The organism is Streptomyces sp. NPDC029292 (assembly GCF_055569295.1).
The window spans coordinates 176,567-202,094 of the sequence record NZ_JBVHXR010000004.1; the positions used below are offsets into that span (position 1 = coordinate 176,567).

The following is a 25,528-nucleotide window of genomic DNA, read 5'->3' on the forward strand; positions in this document are numbered from 1 at the left end:
AAAAACCCCCCCCCCCCCCCCCCCCCCCACCCCCCCTCCCCCCCCCCCCTCTCTCCCCCCCCCCCCCCCCCCCCCCCCCCCCCCCCCCCCCCCCGCCGGCGTGACCGGTGGCACACCCGCGGGGCCCGGCCTGGTTTGACCCTTTCGGTCGCGGCCCCGTAACCTTGACCGTCGGCGTGTCCCCTGACGCGCCGCACCCCCGTAAACCTCTTCCTCCCGGCGCCCGGCGCTTCGGGAGAGGCCGCTCGCGCAGCGCGCGGCTGGACTGCGGGGTCCGTTCCGAGCGAGAGAGAGATCCGCGTGTACGCCATCGTGCGCAGCGGTGGTCGCCAGCACAAGGTTGCTGTCGGCGACATCGTTGAGGTTGACAAGATTTCCACTGCCAAGGTTGGCGACACGGTCGAGCTCTCGACCCTGCTCGTTGTCGACGGCGAAGCCGTGACGAGCGACCCGTGGGTCCTTGCCGGCATCAAGGTCCAGGCCGAGGTCGTGGACCACCACAAGGGCGCGAAGATCGACATCCTTCGCTACAAGAACAAGACCGGCTACCGCCGTCGTCAGGGCCACCGCCAGCAGTACACGGCGATCAAGGTCACTGAGATCCCCGCGGCTGCGAAGTAAGGGACTGAGGAGAGATGGCACACAAGAAGGGCGCATCGTCCACTCGGAACGGTCGCGACTCCAATGCTCAGCGGCTCGGCGTGAAGCGCTTCGGCGGTCAGGTCGTCAACGCCGGTGAGATCCTGGTCCGCCAGCGCGGCACCCACTTCCACCCGGGCAACGGCGTCGGCCGTGGCAAGGACGACACGCTGTTCGCCCTTGACGCCGGTGCGGTGGAGTTCGGTACCCACCGTGGCCGCAAGGTCGTGAACATCGTTCCGGTCGCCTGATCCAGTCCCTTTAGGGCTCAGGCTCCGTAGAACAGAGTTCTTCGTGAGGCGGACCTCACTTCCCGATCGGGAAGGCGGGTCCGCCTTTCGCGTGTTACGTAAGAGACATTCCGTACGTAAGACAATTCCGTACGCAACCGAAGTAACCGAAGTGCTGGAGGCACCCCCCATGACCACCTTCGTGGACCGCGTCGAGCTGCATGTCGCCGCGGGTAGCGGAGGCCACGGCTGTGCCTCCGTACACCGGGAGAAGTTCAAGCCGCTCGGCGGCCCGGACGGCGGCAACGGCGGCCGTGGCGGTGACGTGATCCTGGTCGTCGACCAGTCGATCACCACGCTGCTCGACTACCACCACAAGCCGCACCGCAGCGCCACCAACGGCAAGCCCGGCGAGGGCGGCAACCGTTCCGGCAAGGACGGCCAGGACCTGGTCCTGCCGGTGCCGGACGGCACCGTCGTGCTCGACAGGGCGGGCAACGTGCTCGCGGACCTCGTCGGCCACGGCACGTCGTACGTCGCCGCGGAGGGCGGCCGCGGTGGCCTCGGCAACGCGGCGCTGGCCTCGGCCCGCCGCAAGGCGCCCGGCTTCGCGCTGCTCGGCGTTCCCGGCGGCCTCCAGGACATCGTCCTGGAGCTGAAGACCGTCGCGGACGTGGCGCTCGTCGGCTACCCGAGCGCGGGCAAGTCCTCGCTCATCTCGGTCCTGTCGGCCGCCAAGCCGAAGATCGCGGACTACCCCTTCACGACCCTCGTCCCCAACCTCGGTGTGGTGACGGCGGGCGAGACGGTCTACACGATCGCGGACGTGCCCGGTCTCATCCCCGGCGCGAGCCAGGGCAAGGGCCTCGGCCTGGAGTTCCTCCGCCACGTGGAGCGCTGCTCCGTCCTGGTCCACGTCCTCGACACGGCCACCCTCGAATCCGAGCGTGACCCGATCTCCGACCTCGACATCATCGAGGAGGAGCTGAAGCAGTACGGCGGTCTCGGCGACCGGCCGCGCATGGTCGTCCTGAACAAGATCGACGTACCGGACGGCAAGGAACTGGCCGAGATGGTGCGCCCGGACCTGGAGGCGCGCGGCTACCGCGTCTTCGAGGTGTCCGCGGTCGCGCACATGGGCCTCAAGGAGCTGTCCTTCGCGCTCGCCGAGCTGGTCGGGAACGCGCGGGCCGCCAAGCCCAAGGAGGAGGCGACCCGGATCGTCATCCGCCCGAAGGCGGTCGACGACGCCGGCTTCACCGTGGTCCAGGAGGAGGACGGCCTCTTCCGCGTGCGCGGCGAGAAGCCCGAACGCTGGGTCCGCCAGACCGACTTCAACAACGACGAGGCCGTCGGCTACCTCGCCGACCGCCTCAACCGCCTCGGCGTCGAGGCGGAGCTGATGAAGGCGGGCGCCCGCTCGGGCGACGGCGTCGCCATCGGCCCCGAGGAGAACGCGGTCGTCTTCGACTGGGAGCCCACGGTCATGGCCGGTGCGGAGATGCTCGGTCGCCGGGGTGAGGACCACCGCCTCGAGGCTCCGCGTCCCGCCGCGCAGCGTCGCCGCGACAAGCAGGCGGAGCGGGACGAGTCGGACAAGGAGTACGACGACTTCGAGCCGTTCTAGGGTTTCCGGGGGAGAGATTCAGCCCCTCCGGCGTTTGAGGAGCGGGGTCTGGGGCGGAAGCCCCAGGTCGGGACGGGAAGGGGCGGCGGGGGCGAAGAACGCACCACGCACGCCCCCACACACCCGCAGCCGCCCACGCACATGAACGCCAGGGAAAGCCCTGGCGTAGGCAGGGCAACCAACCGGGTGGGCCGGAGGTCGTATGGGACGCGGATGAGGATCTTCCTCTCCGCGTCCAACTGCCTTCCAGCTGCCCGGAGTCGACGTGTCTGAGCCCGCCGAGCCGAGAACGCGCCGAGCGGTGGTGGTGGCGATCACCCTGCTCGCCGCCACCACCACCGCCCTGCCCCTCGCCCACGCCCAACCCGCCACGACGAGTGTCCGCCAGGACTTCAACGGCGACGGCTACTCCGACCTCGCCGTGGCCGCCCCTCAGGCGACGATCGGCGGCAGGAAGCAGGCCGGTTACGTCGCCGTCCTGTATGGCTCGGCGACCGGGCCGAAGGCCTCGACGAAGCAGGTGGTCAGCCAGAACACCGCGGGTGTCCCCGGTACCGCCGAGGAGGACGACTGGTTCGGCTCCGCGCTGACCACCGCCGATCTCGACGGGGACGGGTATGCGGACCTGGTCGTCGGGGTGGGCGGCGAGGACACCACGAGCGGCACCAACTCCGGGTATCTGGAGGTCATGTGGGGCGGGCCCAAGGGGCTGGCGGGCGGCGCGACCCTGGCGGTCGGCACGGGGGAGAACGACAACCTCGGCAGCGTGGGCCTGGTGGCCGGGGACTTCGACGGCGACGGCGCGTCCGACGTGGCGGCCGTCACGGACAACCGCGACCTGCGGGTGCTGACCGGCCCCTTCGGCCGTGACGGCGTGGCGAGCGGCGAGGAGTACGAGCGTGACCAGTTCGACCGGGTCGTCCTGGACCTGGCCGCGGGCGACCTGAACGGCGACGGCATCACCGACGTCGCCGCGACCGCGAACGACGCCGACGAGTGGGACTCACGGCTCGTCCAGTACTGGACGGGCACCCGGGACGGGCTCACGCCGTACCAGCTGGTCACGGACAACGACGGTGCGGGACTGCAGGGCGGCGAGAACCTCGACATCGGTGACGTGAACGGGGACGGCTACGAGGACCTCGTCGTGGGCCGCGCCATTGACGGCTACGACAGCGACCTGGACACCCCGCTCGCCAAGGGAGGCCGGGTCACGTACATCCCCGGCAGCGCGGACGGCCCCGTCGGCGTCCGGGCGAAGTCCTTCAACCAGGACAGCTCCGGGGTGCCGGGCACCGCGGAGAAGGGCGACCACTTCGGGTCCGGCGTCGCCGTGGGTGACATCGACGGCGACGGGTATGCCGATGTTTCCGTGGGCGTGCCGTTCGAGGACTTCGACGGCACTCAGGACGCGGGCACCGTCGTCACCCTGCGCGGCACCGCGTCCGGCCTCACCGGCACCGGCGCGAAGGCGGTCAGCCAGAACACCGCCGGGGTGCCGGGCACCGCGGAGTGGCGCGACCACTTCGGCTGGGCCACCCACCTCGTGGACGCCAACCACGACGGGCGGGCCGAGCTGTCCGTCGGCGCCCCCGGTGAGAACGCCACCGCCGGGTCGGTGTGGGTGTTCCGGTCCACCGCCTCCGGAGTGACCCCGACCGGCTCGTACACCTTCGGCGCGGGCACGCTGGGCACGGTCGCGGAGGGCGCCCACCTGGGCGAGGGCTTCACCTACTGAACCTGCTGCCGGTCCGCGAGGGTCACGGTCAGTGATGGCCCGTCAGGATCCGCCGTGACAGAGGGGTGTCGCCCTGTCACGGCGGGTCGTCCGTTGCTCCTGCATTTGTCATGCCTACGATGCGTTCTGTTCAACGAGCGGGCTGCTGCGCCGTGTGAGCTTCCCAGAGTCCAAGGGGCCACCGACGCAAGGGAGTTCACCGATGGCCGGAGCAGTCTCACGCGATCGACGCCGCTTTCTCACCGCCTCGGCCGCCGTACTCGGCGCCGCCGCCTCCGCCCAGCTGTGGCTGCCCACCACCGCGCGTGCCGCCGAAACACCACTGCCCGACGGAGTGTTCACGCTCGGCGTGGCCTCCGGCGATCCGCTGCCCGACGCCGTCGTGCTGTGGACCAGACTCGCCCCCGACCCGCTGAACGGCGGCGGCATGCCCGACCGCGCCGTGCCGGTGGACTGGGAGCTCGCCGAGGACAGCCGCTTCAGAAAGCCGGTGCGGCGCGGCACCGCGCAGGCGCGGCCCGAGTACGGGCACAGCGTCCACGTCGACGTCCGCGGGCTGCGCCCCGACCGCAGGTACTGGTACCGCTTCCGCGCCGACGGACAGCTCTCGCCGACCGGCCGCACCCGCACCGCGCCGCACCCGTACAGCTCCGGGGGCTCGCTGCGCGTCGCCCTCGCCTCCTGCCAGAACTGGCAGAACGGCTACTTCACGCCGTACGCCGACATGCTCGACCAGGACCCCGACTTCGTCCTCTTCGTCGGTGACTACATCTACGAGACCAAAGCCTCGGCCACCGCCGTACGCCGGCACGAGGGCAGCGACGAGCCGTACACCCTCGTCCAGTACCGCAACCGCTACGCCCAGTACCGCACCGATCCGCACCTCGCGGCGATGCACGCGAACGCCCCCTGGGTGGTCACCTTCGACGACCACGAGGTCGACAACGACTTCGCCGGGGAGATCCCGCAGGACCCCGACAAGCAGTCGCACGACGCCTTCGTGGCCCGGCTGACCGCCGCCTACCAGGCGTACTACGAGCACATGCCGGTCCGGGCGACCGCGATCCCGAACGGGCCGCACATCCAGATGTACCGCCGCCTCGACTTCGGCCGCCTGGCCCGCCTGAACGTCCTGGACACCCGGCAGTTCCGCAGCAACCAGGTGACCAGTCAGGAGGCCGCCGAGGACCCCTCGCTCACCATGCTCGGCGCCGAGCAGAAGGAGTGGCTGCTCGACGGCCTGCACCACTCGCCGACCCGCTGGAACCTGATCGCCTCGCAGATCATGATGGCCGAGACCGACCTGCAGATCGGCGAGGGCAAGCTCTGGTACTACGACGCCTGGGACGGCTACCAGGCCGAACGCAACGCCCTCATGGAGGAGTTCGCGAGCATCCGTAACCCGGTCGTGCTGACCGGCGACCGCCACCTGACGATGATCAGCGACCTCAAGGAGGAGTTCGCCGACCCGGACTCCGACGTCGTCGGCGCCGAGTTCGTCGGCACCTCCATCTCCAGCGGCGGCGACCAGGACCAGGCGGCCTTCCACGAGGTGTGGGACCCGCGGATGGCGGACAACCCGCACTGGAAGTTCATCGACGCCCACCGCGGCTACCACCTCTTCGACATCCGCCGCGACGGCATCGACGCCCAGGTGCGCGTCCCGGAGACGGTGCTCCAGCCGGACGCCGCCTCCAGCACCGTGGCCCGGCTGCGGGTGGAGGCCGGGGAGCCCGGGGTGCGGCTGGCGTGAATCATGCGCCTTGAACGACGCGCCTTGAATCACGTGCCTTGAGTCACGTGCCCTGGGACTCACAGGAGTCCCAGGGCATTCTCAGCGTCGTCTCAGGTTTGCTCCTTAACGTCCTCTTACCATGGAGACCGACTGTTCGACACACCACACGGCAGCCTCTGAGAAGGCTGTGCCCGCGCCGCTGCCCGCCGGCACCCGGCTGCTGCACATAGGCCCGCACAAGACCGGGACCACGTCGATCCAGGGCGCGCTGTTCGCCGCGAAGGACACGATGGCCGGGCACGGCGTCGACTTCCCGGCGCGCAGCAGGCACCCCATGGAGGCGGCCCTCGCGGTCTGCGCCCGGCCCGGCATGATGGGCGACACCCAGCCCACCGAGGGGCACTGGCAGCGGCTCGTGGACGCGGTGCACGCCGGCGGGAAGCGCACCTCGGTGATCAGCAGTGAGTTCTTCGCCGACGCTCCCGACGACGAGACCATCGCGCGGATCGTCGACGACCTGGGCCGCGAGCGGGTGCACGTCCTCGTCACGCTGCGCCCGCTGGCGAAGATCATGCCCTCGCAGTGGCAGCAGTACGTGCAGAACGGTCTGCGCATGGGCTACGAGGACTGGCTCGAGCACATGCTGCGCAAGGCCCCGTACGAGAAGCCCAACCCGAGTTTCTGGCGCCGCCACCGTCACGACCGGCTCGTCGAGCGCTGGACGCGGGTCGTCGGTGCCGAGAACATCACGGTCGTCGTGGTCGACGACAGCGACCGCGGCGGTCTGATGCACACCTTCGAGTCGCTCCTCGGTCTGCCCGACGGTCTCCTGGTGCCGGTGGCGGACACGGCCAACCGCTCCCTCACGCTCGCCGAGACCGAAATGCTGCGGAAGCTCAACATGGAATTCCGCGGCAACGGCCTGCCCGACGAGCTGTATTCCAAGCTGGTGCGGAACGGCGCGGTCATGCATATGAAGAACACCTGCCCTCCTGCGCCGGACGACGCGCGGATCAGCACCCCGGCCTGGGCCCTGGAGGCGGCCGCGGGTATCGGCGCCGAGATCGCCGAGCGGATCGGCACCATGGGCGTACGGGTTCTCGGTGATCCGGCGCTGCTGTCCGCCGTACCCACCGCGCAGGGTGCGGAGAGCGCGGAGCCGGAGCCCGCGCGGATCGACCCTGAGGTGGCGGCCCACGCGCTGTACGGTGCGCTCGCCGTGGCGGCCGAGGCCCCGGCGCACCCCGACGCCGTCCGCTCGGTGCACCAGACGCCGTCGAAGGAACTCGTCCGAGTCCTCGGTCACCGTGTGCTCAGGCGCCTCAAGCGGACCTGAGGAGAAAGCGTACAAAAAACGTGTGCAGTTACTCACAGCAAATCCGGACAATCCGGTCCGACGTTCCGGAAGTCGCCAGCGTGCAAGGTGAATAACCGGTTGCGCGCACATATGCAGCAGTGGGCGCTCACCTTGCACCGCAGTAACCGTAAGTGGGACCATCCGAATGTTCCCTGTCGCCCCAAGGTAGGTCACCTGTGTCTGAGCACTTTGCCAAACCCCGTACCACCGCAGTGATCCTGGCCGGCGGCACCGGTCAGCGCGTGGGTCTGTCGATTCCGAAGCAGCTGCTGAAGATCGCCGGCAAGGCGGTCATCGAACACACGCTGACCACCTTCGAGCAGGCCGACTCGATCGACGACATCATCGTGCTGATGGCTCCGGGTTATGTGCCGGACGTCGAGAAGATCGTCGCGAAGGCGGGGCTGCAGAAGGTCACCAAGGTGATCGAGGGCGGCCAGACGCGGAACGAGACCACCGAGCGCGCCATCGCCGCCCTCGGTGAGGGCCTGGCCGAGGGCGAGGACGCCAACGTCCTGTTCCACGACGCCGTGCGCCCGCTGCTGTCCGAGCGCGTCATAGACGACTGCGTGACCGCGCTGGAGCGTTACCAGGCCGTCGACGTCGCCATTCCGTCCGCGGACACGATCATCGTGACCCGCACGCACGGCGAGGACGGCGAGTTCATCACCGAGATCCCGGACCGCTCCCGGCTGCGCCGCGGCCAGACGCCCCAGGCGTTCAAGCTGTCCACCATCCGCCGGGCGTACGAGGTCGCCGCGAACGACCCGAACTTCCAGGCCACCGACGACTGCTCGGTCGTGCTCAAGTACCTGCCGGACGTGCCGATCCACGTCGTCGCGGGCGACGAGTACAACATGAAGGTCACCCAGCCCGTCGACGTCTTCATCGCCGACAAGCTCTTCCAGCTCGCCTCCACCGCCGCGCCCGAGCAGGCCGGCGAGGAGGCCTACCGCGAGCTGCTCACCGGCAAGACCGTGGTGGTCTTCGGCGGTTCGTACGGCATCGGCAAGGACATCGCCGAACTGGCCGAGGGCTACGGCGCCAAGACCTACGCGCTGGGCCGCTCGACCACCGGCACGCACGTCGAGAACCCCGAGGAGGTCGACGACGCGCTGTCCACGGCGTACGCGGAGACCGGGCGCATCGACTACGTCATCAACACCGCGGGCGTGCTGCGCATCGGCAAGCTCGCCGAGACGGACAACGCGACCATCGAGGAAGCGCTGAAGGTCAACTACCTGGCCCCGGTGCAGATCGCCCGCTCCTCGTACAAGTACCTGGCCGAGACCAAGGGCCAGCTGCTGCTCTACACCTCCAGCAGCTACACCCGCGGCCGCGCCGAGTACAGCCTCTACTCCTCGACCAAGGCCGCCATGGTGAACCTCACCCAGGCGCTCTCCGACGAGTGGGCCGGCGACGGCATCCGCGTCAACTGCATCAACCCGGAGCGCACGGCCACCCCGATGCGCACCAAGGCCTTCGGCCAGGAGCCCCAAGGCTCGCTGCTCTCCTCCGAGGCCGTCGCGCGCACCTCGCTCGACGTCCTCGTCTCCGAGCTCACCGGACACGTCATCGACGTCCGTCAGCAGGACCCGACGGCGGGCGCCGGCCAGGCTTCCGGCTTCGAAGCGGCCCTGGCCAGCGTCCTGGACCGCCAGGACGGCGTGGCATAATTACCGAATAGCTTTCTGGAATTCAGGCCTCTGTGTCTGCGCATTTGTCGCGCATTCGCAGAGGCCTGAATCCGTAAGGTTCCAGAAGATTCCAGATCGCCCGCAATACGCTTTCGGGTTCTTTCTAGTACCAAGCAATATTTTTAGTACCAAACCGGCACTCATCCCTCAAGAGCAGGTTTCTCCGTGATTTCCACCGCTATTCGCGTTGCCCGGGTGGGCAGCGCGGCCGAGCTGGCCGCGGCGGCCCTCATGATGCTGGGCTTCCCCTGCCTGATGCTCGCCGCGCTCCTGCCGAGCGTCGCCGCCTTCGCGGCCGCGGCCGCCGTGACGTACCTGGCGGACCACTATCTGCACCGGCGTGGCAGTTATCTGATCAATCGCCTCAGCAAGGTGCGGGCCGGTCTGTCCATCAGGTTCCTGATCCGGCAGCTGCTGCTTGTGCTGCTGCTGGCGCGGCTCGACCTGTCCGACAGCATGGTCTTCTACGCGGCCATCGCGTGCTTCCTGGCCTTCTACGGCTTCCAGGCCCCGCACGGCGCGCTGATCACGCTGATCCGGCTGCGCCGCAAGATGCCCGTCGCCACCCGCAACGTCGACCTCGGCTCGCGCGTCCGCATCCCGGACGCCCCGCCCCGCGGCCTGCTGGACCGCTCCGCGGAGAAGATGCTCCACCTCGACCTGGCGGCGGTCGTCGGCGTCCTCGTCACCGCGGGGACCGACAGCGACGTCTACGGGTTCGCGGGCGTCGCGGTCACCCTGGCACTGGGCTTCCTCTACGTCGCCGCGCTGGTCCCCTACGTCCGCGGCAGGAAGACCCCGCCGAACGCCGAGAAGGTCCTGGCGGCGGTCGACGAGTGGCTGCGCGAGTACCGCCCGGAGACGGTGCTCTACTTCTCGGGCTCCAAGGACTCGGCGTACCAGGTCAACATGTGGCTGGAGACGATGGAGCAGCTGGACACCCGGCCGCTGATCATCCTCCGCGAGCGCGCCATCCTGGAGCGCATGGCGCCCACCACGGTGCCGGTCATCTGCGTGCCCGGAGGGGTGCACCTGATGAACATGGACCTGTCCACGGTGCGCGTCGCGCTGTACGCGGCGAACGTCGGCAAGAACATCCACATGCTGCGCGTGCCGACCATCAAGCACGTCTTCATAGGCCACGGCGACAGCGACAAGCTCGCCAGCGTCAACCCGTTCAGCAAGGTGTACGACGAGGTGTGGACCGCCGGTCGCGCGGGCCGCGACCGCTACGCCATCGCCGACGTCGGCGTCCGTGACGACGACATAGTGGAGGTGGGCCGCCCGCAGCTGGCCCCGATCCAGCCGTGGCGCGGGGTGCCCGAGGGCCGTATCCCGACCGTCCTGTACGCGCCCACCTGGGAGGGCTGGGACGACAACCCCGGCAACACCTCCATCCTGCTCGCGGGCGAGAACATCGTGCGGGGGCTGCTCAAGGCCGAGCAGCCGGTCCGCGTCCTCTACAAGCCGCACCCCTTCACCGGAACCCGCAGCGCCGAGGCCAAGGCCGCGCACCAGCGGATCACGGCGCTGGTCGAGAAGGCGGCCGCCGAGCGCGCCGCCGACCCGCGCTTCGTCGCCGACACCGCGGCGCAGAGCGCGGCCAAGGCCGAGCTGGCCCGCATCGAGGCCCGTATCGCGGTGCTGTCCGGCGCCTCCGAGGCGGGCGACGAGGCCGAGGCCACCCGCGACGGCATGGTCGACGCGGCCAAGCACGCCGAGGTCGCCCGGCTGCGCGGCGAGTGGAACGACGCCTACTGGCGTTCCTTCGGCGCCTGGGAGCACCGCGTCATCACGGGCGCCGAGCCGCGCCTGTACGACTGCTTCAACGTCTCCGACGCGATGGTCTCGGACATATCCAGCGTGGTCTCGGACTTCATCGCGAGCGGCAAGCCGTACGCGGTCACGGACTCCGCGGAGCTGGGCGTCGAGGAGTTCAAGCGGCAGAACACCGCGGTGCGCGCCGCCGTGATCCTGTCCAACTCGGCTGCGGAACTGGGGCAGTTGCTCACTGCGGTGATCGACACGGCCGCCGACGCGCAGGCGGCCGACCGCCAGGAGCTGAAGCGGTACCTGCTCGGCCCCGACGAGCCGGCGTCCATCGACCAGTTCAACTCCGCGGTGCGGCAGCTGGCCCAGAAGGCCGAGCGGCGCAACCTCGGCCAGGAGAACGGCACTTCGGCCGCCGCCGTGGACCTGGCGAACGCGCTGCCCGGCCAGCGGGTGGCCGATGAGACGCGAGTGACCGGTGAGACGGACGGTGCGGCGGTCACGGGCTGACCTGGTCATGAGCTGACCCGCCGAGCCGCGCAAGGGCCCGGCCCCGAGGAACACTCCTCGGGGCCGGGCCCTTTTCTTACGTTTTCTTTTGCGTACGTTGGTGAGTCCTCTTACGTCTCCCTGTAAGTCTGGACTGTGAGGCACCTCATGGCCTCCTGTGAGCTGAGTCACGAAATGAGCGACTCAGGGCAACCGGTACGTACTTTCAGTCGTCTTCCAAGTAGCGATTGAGGTGATAAGAGGGAAATGTTCCACTGGACACTTCCCCGTAATAAGGGGGAAATGTGACGCAGCCTGATGTGAGTGTGATCATCGGCGCGTACGAGGCAATGCCGTACCTGGTCAAGTGTCTGCAGTCGGTGGAGGCGCAGACGCTCGACGCCGCGCGTATCGAGGTGATCGCCGTCGACGACGGGTCGACGGACGGTACGGGGGAGTACCTGGAGCAGTTCGCCGAGCGCGCGCCCATGGCCGTCTCAGTGATCAGGCAGTCCAACTCGGGCGGCCCCAGCGGCCCGCGCAACGTCGGTCTCGACAAGGCGCGCGGACGCTACGTCTTCTTCCTCGACGCGGACGACTACTTCGGCCCCGAGGCCCTGGAGCGCATGGTCGCGATGGCCGACGAGCAGGGCACCGACGTGGTGCTCGGCAAGGTCGTCGGGGTCAACCGGACCGCCCCCAAGTCGATGTGGGGCAAGGACCAGCCCCGTACCGACGTCTTCTCCTCGCAGATCAAGTTCACCCTGAGCGCCCAGAAGCTCTTCCGGCGCGAGCTGCTCACCCAGCACGGCATGCACTTCGACGAGTCGCTGAAGACCGGCGAGGACGCCCTGTTCACGATGGAGGCGTACCTCCGGGCGAACGGTGTCTCCGTGATCGCCGATTACGAGTGCTACTACCTGGTCGGCCGCGACGACGGCAAGCACATGACCAAGAGCGGCAGTTACACCCTGCGCTTCGACTCCGCGCGTGCGCTGATGGGTCTGATCGCCGAGCACGTACCCGCCGGGCCGCGCCGCGACGCCCTGATGGTCCGCCCCTTACTTATCACCCTGCTCCCGCAGTTCGGCCCCGGCTTCCTCAAGGTCAGCGAGGACGTACAGCGTCATAAGCTCGAGCTGGCCAAGCCGCTGATGGACGCGCACTGGCACGAGGGTGTCGCCGCACGCATCAAGGTGAACGAGCGGCTGCGACTCCACCTCGTGGCGCGGGGTCGCGCCGATCTCCTCATTGACGTACTGAAGTTCATCAAGGCGAAGAAGACCCCCGCGGTCCTGCTGGAGTCCCGCGGCCGCAAGGTCTTTCTCGCCTACCCCCACTTCCGCGACCCGGCCGCCGGCATCCCGGACAGCTGTTTCGTGCCGACCACCCGTGAAACGGTCACCATCGAGGGCTTCAGGCCGCCGCGCACCCGCTTTCCCCGGCTGCGTCGAGTGGCGCGCCGGGTGTTGGGGGCGCGCCGCGCGGCGTGATCAGTTCCCGGGGGTGCTCGTGAGGCCCTTGCGCGCGTCCGGAGCACGTCCGCGGGCGCGGTACCTGTCAGGCGCGCCCGGGCCCCGCAGTACGCCGCGGCCACGCGCCCGCGGAGATCGACCCTGTGGGGGTTGCTGTTGCTACCGCCCCGACTGCAAGGCCTTCCGCAGCGGCCGCCCCACCGCGCTGCGCGCCCGTCGGTAGACGGAGCGTCCCGGCGAGCTCGCCGCGGCGACGACGGTGCTCTTCGCCGCCGTCTTGCGTGACCGGTCGAGCTCGCGCTTCAACTGGGCGTTGGCCGTGGACAGTTCGGTGATACGGCTCTGGAGCCAGCCGAAACGGGTGGTGAGGGAGGCGACGTCGGCGTCGTTCCAGGGGCGGACGCCGGGCGGGAAGGCGAGCGAGTCGATGCGCTCCTCGTAGGCCGCGCCCGCGTCTCCGTGCGTGAAGGTGTTCTCCAGACCGTTGCGGTCCAGGAAGCCGGTGAAGCGTTCGAAGCGCTCCTGGTGACCGCCCGTCAGGGCGCTGAAGTCGGCCTCCGCGTACAGCTGGGCCGGGTCGAGATCCTCGGGCACCGTGTTGAGCGGCCGGTGCGGGATGCCGAAGTAGCGGCACAGCTCCAGGGTGCGGGAGTCGGAGCACAGCACCGTCGCGGGCGTACCGGCGAGCAGCGCCGCGATGTTGCCGTGGATGCGCGAGCCGAAGGAGAAGTCGAAGTCCTGGAGGTCGTCGATCCAGGTGACGGGGTCGATGTAGACGCGGACCTTGTCCTCGCGGTACATCGGGTGGTCCGGGTGGGTCGGCATCCCGGTGACGGAGCCGTTCGGGTCCGTCAGGTCGCGCCAGTGCAGCTGGCGGGCGTCGCTGAGGTTCTGGCCTATGAAGCGCAGGTACGGGTAGCGCGCGTGGGCGCTGCGGATGACACGGTCGAGGCCCTGTGTCTTCACCGCGCTGTGCGAACCGTTGATCGCGATCCGGGACTCGGGACCGAGCGCGTCCGTCCGTTTCCGTACGTCGAGATCCTTGCCGTACATGAACAGGGAGGGGCAGCCGATGACCTCGACGTCCCGGAAGCCCATGTCCTTCAGATAGCGCTCGGTGAACTCGCCGCGCACCCCGATGGTCGCGCTGCGGTCGAGCACCGCGGAGACGAACTCCCGGACGGCGGGCTCCATGGGCTTCAGCCGCGCCGGGTTGTAGTCGAGGCCGGCCTGCGCGCCGATCCCCGGCACGATCACGGGGATCTTCAACTTGCTGATGAGCTGCGTCAGGCGTCTGAGCTGAGGCTCGAACGACGGCCTGAACGCGTTGGCCAGCGGGACGACGAAGGCGTCGAACTGCTCGTTGATCCGGCCCGCGGCGTTGACGTTGGTGCGGATCCCGTTGGACACGACCTCGGCGTTCGGGGTCGAGAGGATCTTGTGCGCGGCATCGCTGAAGATGAGGTTGCCCGAATTGGTCGCGAAAACGTCCCGGTGGAGTGCCTGCTCCACGGGGACGACGTCGAAGGGGCTTTTCCCCGATCTCAGGAGTATGCGCTTCACCGCGCGAACTTTAGGTGCCACATTCATCAACTTAACTTTACGGGGACTTTAATTTCCATGAGGAACCTGCACAACCTTTTTCGCATACGCGTCGCGTAAGCATTCGATTACATGACGTCAGCCCATAAGTTGGGTCAATTCGGTGTGAACCGGGCACTGCGGGCGTCCGTGTACTGGACGGACACGCATCTCCCCTGCCCCTTCGCGTAGATTGCCGGACGGGGCAGCCGGACCGACGCGAGGGGACACACAGCAGGTGGCAGGGGCAAGGCAGGCCGTGGCACAAGCCCACAGAATCGTCGTCAAGGTGGGTTCCTCATCGCTGACCACGGCCGCGGGCGGCCTCGACGCGGACCGGGTCGACGCTCTCGTCGACGTGCTCGCCAAGAGCCGCAGCGGCGGCGAGAGAGAGGTCGTCCTCGTCTCGTCCGGCGCCATCGCCGCCGGGCTCGCACCGCTCGGACTGCGCCGCCGCCCCAAGGACCTCGCCCGGCAGCAGGCCGCCGCGAGCGTCGGCCAGGGTCTCCTGGTGGCCCGCTACACCGCTTCCTGCGCCCGCTACGGCATCCGCGTCGGCCAGGTGCTCCTGACCTCCGACGACACCAGCCGCCGCGCCCACCACCGCAACGCCTCGCGCACCCTCGACAAGCTCCTCGCGATGGGTGCCCTGCCGGTCGTCAACGAGAACGACACGGTCGCCACGGACGAGATCCGCTTCGGCGACAACGACCGGCTCGCCGCGCTCGTCGCCCATCTCGTACGAGCCGATCTGCTCGTCCTGCTCTCCGACGTGGACGGCGTGTACGACGGCGACCCCAGCAAGCCCGGTACGTCGCGGATAGCGGAAGTACGCGGGCCCTCCGACCTCGACGGCATCGACATCGGCAGCACGGGCAAGGCGGGCGTCGGCACCGGCGGCATGGTCACCAAGGTCGAGGCGGCCCGGATCGCGGCGGCGGCCGGCATCCCGGTGGTGCTGACCAGCGCCGTCCACGCCGCCGACGCCCTCGCGGGCGGGGACACGGGCACGTACTTCCACCCCACCGGCAAGCGGTCCGCCGACCGGCTCCTGTGGCTTCAGCACGCCTCCACTCCGCAGGGCGCACTCACCCTGGACGACGGGGCCGTGCGCGCGGTCGTCGAGCGGCGCAAGTCGCTGCTGCCCGCGGGCATCGCGTCCGTCGAGGGCGAGTTCACCGCGGGCGACCCCGTCGAGCTGCGCGACAGCACGGGCCGGGCGGTCGCGCGAGGCCTGGTGAGCTTCGATGCCAAGGAGATTCCCCAGCTCATCGGCCGCTCGACCAGGGAACTGGCGCGCGAGCTGGGTCCCGCGTACGAGCGTGAGGTCGTACACAGGGATGATCTCGTGCTCCTGGAGCCGTAAGGCATCCGGTCCGTCGGCCGTGAGCCGTCCGGTCCGTCAGTCGTCGGACATCCGTTCCGTCGGCCTTGGGACGTCCGGCCTGTCAGCCGTCAGACATCCGTTCTGCGGGACCCGGCGGCCTGCGTAAAACAGCTGCCCACTACACCCGTAAACGGCCGATTCCCCCGCCTCCCGTGGGGGACGTTCCGCAAAACCGCCACGCGGAGGCGGCCTACCTGCTCAACTTTGTGGCAGGGAGATTCGGCACGACCATTGCGTAAAGGAGGCCGTCGTGAGACGAGTGCGCCCTGGGGCGGCGGCGTCCCGCGGTGGTGCCGCCCCCACTCTCGGCTCCGCTCGAGCGGGGGGACACCCATCCCGTGTGACGGGCGAGGAACGGGCCCTGACGAGCGTCGCGGCCGGCGACACGTACGAGGGCGAACAGCCGGCGGACCAGCCCCGGCTGTGGCACGTCACGCTGAGCGTCTCGGGCGGTGAGGCCCCGCTCAAGGAGGTCAGGCGCGGTCTCGAACAGCTCGCCCACGACCACCCCTTTCTGCTGACCAGCCGGTATGCCAACGACCACGCGGAGATCCGCTACTGGGAAGAGGCCCGCGACCTGCACGACGCCGCGGCCGTCGCGCTGCGCCTGTGGGGCGAGCACCGGCAGACCGCCAAGCTCCCGCCCTGGGAGATCGTCGGCCTCGAGGTCATCGACCGCGAGACGTACCACCAGCGGATCGCCGAGGGGTACGGACCGCTGCCGGCGACGCCTGTCGGAGTTCACCCCTTTTGAGCCTGTCTCGCGGTGTGGGATAGCCGGTGGACCCGTCCGCTCGGCGCACTACCCTTCCGATATGACCACGCTCTCGCCGTACGACTCGATGTCCCCGGTCACCCAGGCCGCCTACCGCGCGAAGGCCGCCGCCGCCGACCTCGCGCCCCTGCCGCGGGCCGAGAAGGACGACGCGCTGCTCGCGATCGCGGACGCGCTGGAGGTCCGTACGAGCGAAATCGTCGCCGCCAACGCCAAGGACATCGCGCGCGCCCGCGAGGCCGGCACCAGCGAGACCGTCATCGACCGGCTCACGCTCACGCCCGAGCGCGTGCGCGCGATCGCCTCGGACGTCCGCGACGTCGTGTCGCTGCCCGACCCGGTCGGCGAGGTCGTGCGCGGGTCCACGCTGCCGAACGGCATCGACCTGCGCCAGGTGCGAGTGCCGCTCGGCGTCGTCGGGATCATCTACGAGGCCCGCCCGAACGTGACGGTCGACGCGGCCGCGCTCTGCCTGAAGTCCGGCAACGCGGTGCTGCTGCGGGGCTCGTCGTCCGCGTACGAGTCGAACACCGCCCTCGTACGGGTGCTGCGCGACGCCGTGGGCGGCGCCGGGCTGCCCGCCGACGCCGTCCAGCTCGTGCCCGGCGAGAGCCGGGAGTCCGTGCGCGAGCTGATGCGCGCCCGTGGCCTGGTCGACGTCCTCATCCCGCGCGGCGGCGCCTCGCTGATCCGCACGGTCGTCCAGGAGTCGATCGTCCCGGTCATCGAGACCGGCACCGGCAACTGCCATGTGTACGTCGACGCGAACGCCGACCTCGGCATGGCGATCGACATCCTGATCAACTCCAAGGCCCAGCGGCCCAGCGTCTGCAACTCCGCCGAGACGCTCCTGGTGCACCAGGACATCGCCCCGGAGTTCCTGCCGCGGGCTCTGGACGCCCTCGCGGACGCCGGAGTCACCGTGCACGCCGACGAGCGCGTCCTCGCCTACGCCAAGGACTCCAAGGCCACCGTCGTCGAGGCCACCCCGGAGGACTGGGAGACCGAGTACCTCTCGTACGACATCGCCGCCGCCGTCGTGGACTCGCTCGACAAGGCCGTCGAGCACATCCGGCTGTGGACCTCGGGCCACACCGAGGCGATCGTCACCACCTCGCAGCAGGCCGCCCGCCGCTTCACCCAACTGGTCGATTCCACGACGGTCGCCGTGAACGCGTCGACCCGCTTCACCGACGGCGGCCAGTTCGGCTTCGGCGCCGAGATCGGCATCTCCACGCAGAAGCTGCACGCGCGGGGGCCGATGGGGCTGCCGGAGCTGACGAGCACGAAGTACATCGTCACCGGGGACGGGCACATCCGGCGTTGACTCCCGCCCCCGGCGAACTGTCTCGTCGGGCGGATGAATTTCCATACCGTCTGCCCAAAATGACCCCCCAGGTCTACTCTGGATCCGTGCCGGAGGACGTGGGGGGCACGCCGTCCCCTGACGGCTGGGAGCCCGACGACGACCGCGATCGCGGGGGTGCGGACGAAGAGTTCGCCTCCGTGGTCTTCGACGAGGACTTCGTACGGGCGGCCGTGATCCACGAGCCGACCGCCGTGGAGAGACTGCTCGCCGCAGCCCAGGCCCGAGCGGAGGCCTCCGAGGCCGAGGCGCGCCGGGCGCACGCCCGGGGCGCACGCGGTGACGACGAACGCTACGAGGACGGCTTCGGGCCCGACGACCGTGGTGATTTCGGCCATGACCCCGATCTGGACGATCTGGACGACACCGAGGTCATGGAAGGCCGCTACGGCGCACCGGGAACGTACGGCAGGGCCTACGGAAAACCGTCCCGCTGGCACCGCCCCGTGGCCTGGATGCTCGCCCTGATGATGGGCATCGGCATGGTCGCGCTCGCCTTCACGGCGGTCTACCGGGGCGCGTCCTCGGGCCGCCAGGACCTGGTCCCGTCGCCCGCTTCCACGGGCCTCGAACAGGGTCAGGACAAGGTCACCGGCACCGGCCCCTCCGCTTCGGCCGACTACTCCCAGCCAGCGGTGTCGGCGGTCCCTCGAACACCGTGACGACCCTGGTGCGAACGCCATGACAGCCCTGGTGCGAACACTGTGACGACCCTGGTGAGAACCTGTCAGAACTTGTCGTGTACCAGGGCGTTTACCGGGGCTCCCGGAGACCTACTCTGAAGGTATGGGCGGGCCAGGAGACCCACCTGAGGGGACACCCGAGGGCGCTCCCGGTGGTGGAGAGGACGAATACCGATCCGTCGTCTTCGACGAGTCGTTCGTCCGTGCTGCCCGCCTCCAGGAGTTCTCCGCCCAGGAGCGCATGGCCGACCACGCCCCGGCCGTACGCCGCCGCCCGGCCCTCCAGCGCGGACTGTCCCGGCAGGCGATGATCCTCGTCCTGCTGATCGCCATAGCCTTCGGCACCGCGATATACATGGGCGTACGCCACCCGTACCAGACCCCCGCCGCGCAGCCCCCCGAGCCGCTGCGCATGACGGTGATACCGCTCGCCCCGCAGACCGCCGTGCCGGGCTCCACGAGCGCCGAGGAGCTGTACACGCACAGCCCGGCCGCCCAGTTCCGCCTCGGCGCCGAGGGCATCACGATGCCCGCCTCCCGGCGCACCGCGCACTTCTCCGACAGCCAGGTCGTCACCGCCCTGACCACCGCCAAGGACTACCTCGTCGAGTCCTCCCTCGACCCGGACGTGCTCACCGGCGCCACCAACCGGCCCGTACGGATCCTGCTCGACCCCCAGCAGCTCGACCAGTTCGACCAGAGCTTCGAGCGGCCGACCGCCGACGGGCGGCACGCGCCCACCGGCTGGCTGGTCCGCTTCGACGCGACCCGCGTCCAGCTCGCCGACCAGCAGATTCGCGTCCAGGGCACCCTCCAGGCAGCCGAGTTCGACTCGAACACCCTTGAGGTCATCGCCGACCACACCTTCGTGTACGCGCTGAAGGCGGCGGGCTCGGACGCCAACGCGCGGGCCTCGCTGTTCACCGTCCGGCGCGAGCTGCACTTCCGCTTCGACCGCGACGACCTGCGCATGCACCAGGCCGAGCTGGTCGTCTCCTACATCCAGGCCGGGCCGCTCGCCTGCTCCGAGGACTCGGTCAGCCGGCTGCGCCCGCTGCTCGCGGGGCAGACGGCGAAGGCGGGCGGCCCGGCCGGCACGGACCCGTACGCGACCGGGAGCGCGACGGCGCTGTGCGGGTCGCTGGCGACGAGCGCGCAGCCGAGGCTGTGACCGGCGGTCGCCGTTCTTGAACCGGTGGCGGTCGGCCCTGGGCCTCCGCGAACCGGTGGTCGGCGTGGGCGTCCGCGCACCGGCGGTCGGCGTGGGTGTCTGCCAACCCGGCGGTCGGTCTGAGCGACTGCGAACCGGCGTTCGACCGAGGGCTCTGATCAGCCGTTGCCGTTGGGGCTCTCGTCGTCCGGGTGCTCGTCGGTGTCCCGCGGGGGCGCGTCCTTGGGCGAGCTGCTCGCGAAGCCGCCGAAGCCGCGTCGTACCCGGCCGCCGAGGTCGCCCGCACCGCCCGCGAGGTCGCTGACCAGCTTCATCAGCGGGTCCTTGGAGTTCTTCACGTCGCTGGCGTAGCTGGCCGCGGACTGCCGGAAGGAGTCCGAGACCGAGGTGTCCTTGTCCTCGCTGCGGCGCGGGTAGTGACCGTCCATGATCCGCTGGTAGTCGCGGGACTCGGCCCACTTCTTCAGCTCGCCCGCGCGAACCGTGGTGAAGGGGTGGGTGCGGGGGAGAACATTGAGGATCTTGAGCACGGAGTCGCGCAGGTCGCCCCCGGCCTCGTACTCCTCGGCCTGCGCGAGGAACGCGTCCACGTTCATCTCGTGCAGATGGTTGCCGCCCGCCATCTTCATCAGGCCGCGCATCGAGGCCCGCAGGTCCTGGCCGGCCAGAAGCCCGGCGCGGTCGGCGGACAGCTCCGACTTGCGGAACCACTCGCGCAGCGCGGTCACGATCGCCATGATCGCGAGGTTGCCCAGCGGGATCCAGGCGACCCGGAGCGCCAGGTTGGTGAGGAACAGCAGGATCGTGCGGTAGACCGCGTGGCCGGACAGCGCGTGGCCGACCTCATGCCCGACGACGGCCCGCATCTCCTCCTCGTCCAGCAGCTCGACGAGCCCGGTGGTGACGACGATGATCGGCTCGTCCAGGCCGATGCACATCGCGTTCGGCTGCGGATCCTGGGTGACGTACATCGGCGGGACCTTCTCCAGGTCCAGGATGTAACAGGCGTCCCGCAGCATGTGGTTGAGGTGCGCGAACTGGGCGTCCGAGACGCGCACCGAGTCGGACAGGAACAGCAGCCGGAGGCTGCGTTCGGGCAGCAGACCGCTGAGCGCCTTGAAGACCGTGTCGAAGCCGCTCAGCTTGCGCAGGGCCACCAGGGCCGAGCGGTCCGCCGGGTGTTCGTACGCCCGCGAGGAGATCCCCTCGAAGCGCCTGCGCTGCCTGCTCGGCACGTTCTCGTGCCCGTTCTGGTCGTGGCCGTCGTCGGACATGTCTTCCCCCATGTGCGTCTGAGTGCCCTATGTGCCCCCAAGGCAGAGCCCAGCCTAGGCGGAGATACCGTGGACGGGCAGTACAGAGAAGGAGTCGTACGCCATGGAGCACATCCCCGCAGCCGTCTGGCTCACGGAGGCCGCGAGCGCGGCAGACAAGCAGGGCCCGGGCAATCTGCTCCGCGTCGTGCTGATTGTTCTGGCCGTCGGAGTGCCTCTGACCGCCTGGTTCCTGCTGCGGGGGTACAAGCGGGACGACTGAGTTCCCCGCGGGGATCGCCGTATCCCTGAGGGGCGTGCGCGGCAACCGGTGGGAGGCGTGCGCCGTAACCGGCGTCCCCAACGGCGGAGTCGGCGTGATCGCGGCCGAGGCCCCCGCATACGATGGGCCGACGTCTTTATCCCGCCCACACCGGATAGGTCCTGCCGAGATGAGCTTCCACAGCACCGCTGCACAGTTGGTCACCGTCGCCGCCGAGGGCGAGCACGGCGGCAACCACGAGAGCCTCAGCCCGTACCTGACCGGTGGCGGCGCCTTCTTCATCCTGCTCCTGCTGCTGTGGATCACCACGCGCTTCAACCGGGACCGCTGAGCCCCACCGGGCCCGCTCAGGGGCCCCTGTCGGCCGGAGCCCGTCGACCGGGCCGGTAGGGTCTGCACGCATGGGAGAGCAGGACATGCCTACCGGTCCGGCGAGTGACACGGAGAGCGGCGCCGCGGGCGCCGCCACGGGTGGCGCGAGCGGCGTGGCCGACGATGGTGCGGCGAAGCGTCTGACGACAGGCCCCGGAAACGGCCCCTCGAATCCAGGCAAGCGCCGCCTCGGCGTCATGGGCGGAACGTTCGACCCGATCCACCACGGGCACCTCGTGGCGGCCAGCGAGGTCGCCGCGCAGTTTCACCTCGACGAGGTGGTGTTCGTGCCTACCGGGCAGCCGTGGCAGAAGACCGAGCGCAAGGTCACCCCGGCCGAGGACCGCTATCTGATGACGGTCATCGCCACCGCCGAGAACCCCCAGTTCTCGGTGAGCCGCATCGACATCGACCGCGGCGGTCCGACCTACACCACGGACACCCTGCGCGACCTGCGCGCGCTCAACCCCGACACGGACCTCTTCTTCATCACGGGCGCCGACGCGCTCGGCCAGATCCTCACGTGGCGGTACACGGAAGAGCTGTTCTCCCTCGCGCACTTCATCGGGGTCACCCGGCCCGGCCACACCCTGACCGACCCGGGGCTGCCCGAGGGCGGCGTCTCGCTCGTCGAGGTCCCCGCGCTCGCCATCTCGTCCACAGACTGCCGTGCGAGGGTCGCCAAGGGCGACCCCGTCTGGTATCTGGTGCCGGACGGTGTGGTGCGCTACATCGACAAGCGCGAGCTGTACCGCGGCGAGTGAGCCGAGAGGGGCACCGGTGAACGACCGATACGACGGATACGCGGGCGAGCAGTACGAGCTCGTCGGCTACGACGAGTTCGGGCAGCCTGTGTACCGACAGGTGCCGCAGCAGCCTTCCCAGGGGTACGACCCCTACGGCGCCCGGCAGCAGGGCTATGGCTACGACCCTTACGCGACCGGCCAGCAGCCGCCTGTGTCGCCGTATGACACCGGTCAGCAGCAACCTGTGTCGTCCTATGACACCGGTCAGCAGCCGCCCGTCCCCTCGTACGACTCCTACGACCCGTATGGCGCCGGCGCACCCGGAGCCTCCGGGACCTCGACCGCGTACGACCCGTACGGGCAGACCTCAAGTACCGGGCAGCAGCCGCGAGTCGCCGAGCAGACCGCGTACATCCCGCAGCAGGCCGGTCCCGCCGAGCAGAACGAACCGCGGGCCGACCGGGACCGGGACTACCGCACGGAGCAGTTCGCCTTCGTCGAGGAGCAGGAGGACGACTCCGAAGACGTCATCGACTGGCTGAAGTTCACCGAGAACCGCACCGAGCGCCGCGAGGAGGCCAAGCGCCGCGCCCGCAGCCGGGTCGTCGCCCTGGTCGTGGTGCTCGCCCTGGTCGCGGTGGGCGGCGTCGGCTACCTCTGGTACGCGGGCAAGCTCCCCGGCCTGTCGTCGAACGACAAGGCCGGCACGACCACGTCCACGGCCGCCCAGAACCGTGACGTGATCGTCGTCCACCTGCACAACACCAAGAAGAGCACCACGTCCACGCTGCTGCTCGTCAACAACACCACCACCAAGCAGGGCACCACCGTCCTGCTGCCCAACTCCCTTGCCCTGACGGACGACGACGGCAGCACGACCACGCTCGCCAAGTCGGTCGACGCCGACGGCTCGTCCGGGACACAGGACGCCGTCGACACGGTGCTGGGAACCGACATCGAGGGCACCTGGCGCCTCGACACCCCGTTCCTCAGCAACCTCGTCGAACTCGTCGGCAACATCGACGTCGACACCAACGTCGCTGTGCCGGACCCCGATTCCAAGAAGAAGGGCGAGTCGCCCCTCGTGAAGAAGGGCCAGGCCCAGACCCTCAGCGGCAAGATGGCCGTCGCCTACGCCACCTATCAGGCCTCCGGCGAGGCCCAGAACGCCCAGCTGGAGCGGTTCGGGCAGGTCATGCAGGGCGTGCTGCGCAAGCTGTCCTCCGACCCGCAGGCCGCGACGACCACCGTGCAGACCCTGGCCCAGATCCTCGACCCGCCCCTGACCGACAAGGACCTCGGCGCCTTCCTCGCCAAGCTTGCCGACCACGCCAAGGGCGGCGACTACAAGACGGCGCTGCTGCCCGTGCAGCAGGACGGCACCCTGAGCGAGAAGGCCACCGACAGCGTGGTCAAGGACGTGCTCGGCGGCACCGTGAAGAGCCCCGAGAAGGGCGCCGCCGTCCGCGTCGGCATCAAGAACGCCACCGGCAACAAGGCCGCCACCGAGCAGGCCCGCGTCGTCCTGGTCAACGGCGGCTACACCTTCCTGGACTCCGGTACGACAGGCACCGCCCAGAGCGTGTCCCAGATCACGTACACCGACGCCGCCAAGAAGGCCGACGCCGTCGAGGTGGCCAAGACGCTGGGCCTGGCGACCAGCACCGTGAAGAAGGGCACGGTCACCTCCAACGCGGACGTGTCCGTGGTTCTAGGCCAGGACTACAAGGTCAGCACCTCCACGGGGTGACCGCCGCCGCGCTCCGGGGTGAGGGACACCACGCCCTGCGGGGGTGACCGACGCCACGCCCTGGAGTGACCGGCACCCGCCCCGGGGCGGTCGACGGCCCCGTCCCGGGCGCCCCCGGGGCGTGATCGAAGAAACGCGTGGGGTGTCGTCGGCGGTCCGTGAGACCCTTGAGTCATTACTGACCGCCGACGGAAAGCCGCGTAGTGACCGCCACGGACCGCTCCATCGAGCTCATCAAGACCGCCGCGCAGGCGGCCGCCGACAAGCTCGCGCACGACATCATCGCGTACGACGTCAGCGACGTACTCTCGATCACCGACGCCTTCCTGCTGGCGTCCGCGCCCAACGACCGCCAGGTCAAGTCGATCGTCGACGAGATCGAGGAGCGGCTGAGCAAGGAGCTCGGCGCCAAGCCGGTGCGCCGCGAGGGCGACCGCGAGGCCCGCTGGGTGCTGCTCGACTACATCGACATCGTGGTGCACGTGCAGCACACCGAGGAGCGCGTCTTCTACGCCCTGGAGCGGCTCTGGAAGGACTGCCCGGAGCTGGACCTGCCCGCCGACGCCAAGGCGACCCGCGGCAAGGCCGCCGAGCACGCCAAGCTCCAGGCCGAGGAGGACTCCGCCGAACTCGGGGAGCTGCGGTGAGCGCGGACGGCGTCGAGGCCGGGAAGAAGCCGGGCCGGGGTCGCCGCGTCATCCTCTGGCGGCACGGCCAGACCTCCTGGAACGTGGAGCGCCGCTTCCAGGGCACCACGGACGTCGAGCTCACCGAGACCGGCGTCGGTCAGGCCCGCCGCGCCGCCCGGCTGCTCGCCTCGCTGAAGCCCGACGCGATCGTCGCCTCGGACCTCAAGCGCGCCGCGCACACGGCCGCCGAGCTGGCCGCGCTCACCAGCCTCGACGTCACCCACGACGAGGGCCTGCGCGAGACCTACGCGGGCGTCTGGCAGGGGCTGACGCACGAGGAGATCATCGAGCGGTACGGCGACGAGTACACCGCCTGGAAGCGTGGGGAGCCGGTGCGCCGCGGCGGCGGCGAACTGGAGACCGAGGTCGCCGAGCGCGCCGCCCCCGTGGTGCTGCGGCACGCCGACAAGCTCCCCGAGGACGGCACCCTCGTGGTCGTCAGCCATGGCGGCACGATCCGCACCACCATCGGCCGCCTCCTCGGCCTCGAGTCCCAGCACTGGGAGAGCCTCGGCGGCCTCTCCAACTGCTGCTGGTCCGTCCTCGGAGTGGGCGCCCGCGGCTGGCGGCTCCTTGAGCACAACGCCGGCACACTGCCGGAACCGGTGCTCGGCGACGACGACTGAGCGGCCCCTGTCCGGTCCCGGGGACCCATCGGGACCGGATTTCACTTTCCGGCTGGTCGCAGGCTAAAGTTCTTCTTGTTCGCCCCGCA

22 protein-coding genes are annotated in these 25,528 nt (G+C 69.7%); 20 read left to right on the forward strand and 2 right to left on the reverse strand.

What is annotated here, in order from left to right; all coding sequences use genetic code 11:
- Positions 1-300: 300 nt before the first annotated feature.
- From rplU to ACZ4WS_RS11975, 9 genes are all read left to right on the forward strand, one after another.
- Positions 301-621: a 50S ribosomal protein L21 gene (gene rplU / locus ACZ4WS_RS11935; RefSeq protein ID WP_103551359.1), complete on the forward strand. Its 321-nt coding sequence runs from the start codon at positions 301-303 to the stop codon at positions 619-621.
- A 14-nt stretch (positions 622-635) separates the two neighbouring features.
- Positions 636-890, forward strand: coding sequence for a 50S ribosomal protein L27 (rpmA, locus tag ACZ4WS_RS11940; RefSeq protein WP_028802588.1), 255 nt, complete (start codon positions 636-638; stop codon positions 888-890).
- A gap of 169 nt (positions 891-1,059) precedes the next feature.
- Entirely contained in the window at positions 1,060-2,496 is a 1,437-nt protein-coding gene (gene obgE / locus ACZ4WS_RS11945; RefSeq protein ID WP_467979540.1) for a GTPase ObgE, read from the forward strand.
- A 265-nt stretch (positions 2,497-2,761) separates the two neighbouring features.
- The gene (locus ACZ4WS_RS11950; RefSeq protein ID WP_467979542.1) at positions 2,762-4,234 is read left to right on the forward strand and encodes an FG-GAP-like repeat-containing protein; all 1,473 of its coding nucleotides are present in this window, start codon (positions 2,762-2,764) and stop codon (positions 4,232-4,234) included.
- Between the two features lie 202 nt (positions 4,235-4,436).
- Entirely contained in the window at positions 4,437-5,987 is a 1,551-nt protein-coding gene (locus ACZ4WS_RS11955; protein WP_467979543.1) for an alkaline phosphatase D family protein, read from the forward strand.
- A 121-nt stretch (positions 5,988-6,108) separates the two neighbouring features.
- Entirely contained in the window at positions 6,109-7,305 is a 1,197-nt protein-coding gene (locus ACZ4WS_RS11960; protein ID WP_467979545.1) for a hypothetical protein, read from the forward strand.
- Positions 7,306-7,502: 197 nt separating this feature from the next.
- The gene (locus tag ACZ4WS_RS11965; protein ID WP_467979547.1) at positions 7,503-9,002 is read left to right on the forward strand and encodes a D-ribitol-5-phosphate cytidylyltransferase; all 1,500 of its coding nucleotides are present in this window, start codon (positions 7,503-7,505) and stop codon (positions 9,000-9,002) included.
- Between the two features lie 186 nt (positions 9,003-9,188).
- Positions 9,189-11,303: a hypothetical protein gene (locus ACZ4WS_RS11970; protein WP_467979548.1), complete on the forward strand. Its 2,115-nt coding sequence runs from the start codon at positions 9,189-9,191 to the stop codon at positions 11,301-11,303.
- 329 nt (positions 11,304-11,632) lie between these two features.
- Positions 11,633-12,775, forward strand: a complete 1,143-nt coding sequence (locus ACZ4WS_RS11975; protein ID WP_467979973.1) for a glycosyltransferase family 2 protein — start codon at positions 11,633-11,635, stop codon at positions 12,773-12,775.
- A 141-nt stretch (positions 12,776-12,916) separates the two neighbouring features.
- Here the strand turns inward: ACZ4WS_RS11975 and ACZ4WS_RS11980 are convergent, their stop codons facing one another.
- Positions 12,917-14,320 carry a polysaccharide pyruvyl transferase family protein gene (locus tag ACZ4WS_RS11980; RefSeq protein WP_467979550.1) on the reverse strand — a complete coding sequence of 468 codons (1,404 nt, stop codon included), beginning with the start codon at positions 14,318-14,320 and terminating at the stop codon, positions 12,917-12,919.
- Between the two features lie 256 nt (positions 14,321-14,576).
- Between ACZ4WS_RS11980 and proB the strand changes: the two genes are divergently transcribed.
- From proB to ACZ4WS_RS12005, 5 genes are all read left to right on the forward strand, one after another.
- A complete protein-coding gene (proB, locus tag ACZ4WS_RS11985; RefSeq protein WP_467979552.1) occupies positions 14,577-15,704 on the forward strand; it encodes a glutamate 5-kinase in 1,128 nt (375 codons plus the stop codon).
- Between the two features lie 280 nt (positions 15,705-15,984).
- Positions 15,985-16,479: a hypothetical protein gene (locus ACZ4WS_RS11990; protein WP_467979974.1), complete on the forward strand. Its 495-nt coding sequence runs from the start codon at positions 15,985-15,987 to the stop codon at positions 16,477-16,479.
- A 61-nt stretch (positions 16,480-16,540) separates the two neighbouring features.
- Entirely contained in the window at positions 16,541-17,827 is a 1,287-nt protein-coding gene (locus ACZ4WS_RS11995; RefSeq protein ID WP_467979554.1) for a glutamate-5-semialdehyde dehydrogenase, read from the forward strand.
- An 86-nt stretch (positions 17,828-17,913) separates the two neighbouring features.
- Complete coding sequence (locus tag ACZ4WS_RS12000; RefSeq protein ID WP_467979555.1) at positions 17,914-18,528, forward strand: SCO2584 family spore wall biosynthesis protein; 615 nt, start codon at positions 17,914-17,916, stop codon at positions 18,526-18,528.
- Between the two features lie 124 nt (positions 18,529-18,652).
- A complete protein-coding gene (locus tag ACZ4WS_RS12005) occupies positions 18,653-19,720 on the forward strand; it encodes an SCO2583 family membrane protein (RefSeq protein WP_467979556.1) in 1,068 nt (355 codons plus the stop codon).
- Positions 19,721-19,878: 158 nt separating this feature from the next.
- On the opposite strand, the gene ACZ4WS_RS12010 is transcribed toward ACZ4WS_RS12005, so the two are convergent.
- Positions 19,879-20,994 (reverse strand): M48 family metallopeptidase, encoded by a 1,116-nt coding sequence (locus ACZ4WS_RS12010; protein ID WP_467979558.1) that lies wholly within the window; start codon positions 20,992-20,994, stop codon positions 19,879-19,881.
- A 103-nt stretch (positions 20,995-21,097) separates the two neighbouring features.
- Here ACZ4WS_RS12010 and ACZ4WS_RS12015 point away from each other — a divergent pair, with 103 nt between their 5' ends.
- The 6 genes from ACZ4WS_RS12015 to ACZ4WS_RS12040 all read left to right on the forward strand — a co-directional run bounded on the left by ACZ4WS_RS12015 (position 21,098) and on the right by ACZ4WS_RS12040 (position 25,439).
- On the forward strand, positions 21,098-21,256 hold the full coding sequence (locus tag ACZ4WS_RS12015) for a hypothetical protein (RefSeq protein ID WP_467979559.1): 159 nt from the start codon (positions 21,098-21,100) through the stop codon (positions 21,254-21,256).
- Between the two features lie 169 nt (positions 21,257-21,425).
- On the forward strand, positions 21,426-21,587 hold the full coding sequence (locus ACZ4WS_RS12020) for a hypothetical protein (RefSeq protein WP_467979560.1): 162 nt from the start codon (positions 21,426-21,428) through the stop codon (positions 21,585-21,587).
- A gap of 238 nt (positions 21,588-21,825) precedes the next feature.
- Positions 21,826-22,392: a nicotinate-nucleotide adenylyltransferase gene (gene nadD / locus ACZ4WS_RS12025; protein WP_467979976.1), complete on the forward strand. Its 567-nt coding sequence runs from the start codon at positions 21,826-21,828 to the stop codon at positions 22,390-22,392.
- A 16-nt stretch (positions 22,393-22,408) separates the two neighbouring features.
- Positions 22,409-24,124 carry an LCP family protein gene (locus tag ACZ4WS_RS12030; RefSeq protein WP_467979561.1) on the forward strand — a complete coding sequence of 572 codons (1,716 nt, stop codon included), beginning with the start codon at positions 22,409-22,411 and terminating at the stop codon, positions 24,122-24,124.
- A gap of 203 nt (positions 24,125-24,327) precedes the next feature.
- Positions 24,328-24,771 carry a ribosome silencing factor gene (gene rsfS / locus ACZ4WS_RS12035; RefSeq protein WP_467979563.1) on the forward strand — a complete coding sequence of 148 codons (444 nt, stop codon included), beginning with the start codon at positions 24,328-24,330 and terminating at the stop codon, positions 24,769-24,771.
- A complete protein-coding gene (locus tag ACZ4WS_RS12040; RefSeq protein WP_467979565.1) occupies positions 24,768-25,439 on the forward strand; it encodes a histidine phosphatase family protein in 672 nt (223 codons plus the stop codon). Before rsfS ends, ACZ4WS_RS12040 begins: the two co-directional genes overlap by 4 nt.
- Positions 25,440-25,528: the final 89 nt, after the last annotated feature.

What these genes read in the sequence shown, in the direction of transcription:
- ACZ4WS_RS11975 (WP_467979973.1), top strand. Translation starts at nt 11,633, where the DNA reads ATGCCGTACCTGGTCAAGTGTCTGCAGTCGGTGGAGGCGCAGACGCTC.
- ACZ4WS_RS12005 (WP_467979556.1), top strand. Translation starts at nt 18,653, where the DNA reads ATGGGCGGGCCAGGAGACCCACCTGAGGGGACACCCGAGGGCGCTCCC.
- ACZ4WS_RS11995 (WP_467979554.1), top strand. Translation starts at nt 16,541, where the DNA reads ATGACCACGCTCTCGCCGTACGACTCGATGTCCCCGGTCACCCAGGCC.
- ACZ4WS_RS11960 (WP_467979545.1), top strand. Translation starts at nt 6,109, where the DNA reads ATGGAGACCGACTGTTCGACACACCACACGGCAGCCTCTGAGAAGGCT.
- rpmA (WP_028802588.1), top strand. Translation starts at nt 636, where the DNA reads ATGGCACACAAGAAGGGCGCATCGTCCACTCGGAACGGTCGCGACTCC.
- ACZ4WS_RS12010 (WP_467979558.1), bottom strand. Translation starts at nt 20,994, where the DNA reads ATGTCCGACGACGGCCACGACCAGAACGGGCACGAGAACGTGCCGAGC.
- ACZ4WS_RS12020 (WP_467979560.1), top strand. Translation starts at nt 21,426, where the DNA reads ATGAGCTTCCACAGCACCGCTGCACAGTTGGTCACCGTCGCCGCCGAG.
- nadD (WP_467979976.1), top strand. Translation starts at nt 21,826, where the DNA reads ATGGGCGGAACGTTCGACCCGATCCACCACGGGCACCTCGTGGCGGCC.
- obgE (WP_467979540.1), top strand. Translation starts at nt 1,060, where the DNA reads ATGACCACCTTCGTGGACCGCGTCGAGCTGCATGTCGCCGCGGGTAGC.
- ACZ4WS_RS11955 (WP_467979543.1), top strand. Translation starts at nt 4,437, where the DNA reads ATGGCCGGAGCAGTCTCACGCGATCGACGCCGCTTTCTCACCGCCTCG.
- ACZ4WS_RS12015 (WP_467979559.1), top strand. Translation starts at nt 21,098, where the DNA reads ATGGAGCACATCCCCGCAGCCGTCTGGCTCACGGAGGCCGCGAGCGCG.